Annotated in this window: 1 protein-coding gene; it reads left to right on the top strand. The window is 66.7% G+C overall.

What is annotated here, in order from left to right; genetic code table 11:
* On the top strand, positions 1-515 hold a 515-nt coding region (locus CXQ97_RS21040), incomplete at its 5' end, for a tripartite tricarboxylate transporter substrate-binding protein (protein ID WP_146069751.1).
* Positions 516-595 lie beyond the last annotated feature (80 nt).

The following is a 595-nucleotide window of genomic DNA, read 5'->3' as shown; positions in this document are numbered from 1 at the left end:
TCGCCGCCGCCCCCATCGGCGGTCAGGACTGGATGCGGACCGCACTGATCGCGCGCGCTGCCGGTGTCGATCCGAAGAAGCTGCGCTACGTCGCGTTCGAGGGCGGCGGCGAAACTCTCACCGCCATGCTCGGCGGCCATGTGCAGGTCACCTCCAGCGGCCTCGGCGAAGTCACCCCGCAACTCGACGCCGGCAAGATCCGCATCCTCGCCGTGCTCTCCGACGAGCGTCTGCCGGGCAAGCTGGCCGACATTCCTACTGCCAGGGAACAGGGCTACGACATCAGCTGGCCGGTGATCCGCGGCTTCTACATGGGCCCGGAAGTCTCCGACGAGGACTTCAACTGGTGGAAGACCCAGTTCGACACCCTGCTCGCCGACGAAGACTTCGCCAAGCTGCGCGAACAGCGCGACCTGTTCCCGCTGTCGATGACCGGCGATGAGCTGGAGGCCTTCGTCAAGAAGCAGGTGCAGGACTACAAGGCGCTGGCCGGCGAGTTCGGCCTGGTCAAGTAACGCGAACCGGCCCGCGTTCGCGGGCCGCACGGTCGATCCGGCAGCTGCCGGATCGCCGAATCCCTGAGGTATCCCGTCAT

Origin of the sequence: Arthrobacter sp. B0490 (assembly GCF_002929355.1) — a bacterium.
Classification (GTDB): Bacteria; Actinomycetota; Actinomycetes; order Actinomycetales; family Micrococcaceae; genus Arthrobacter_D.
The sequence above is the reverse complement of the archived record's forward strand: the minus strand, read 5'-3'. Positions and strand labels throughout refer to the sequence as shown.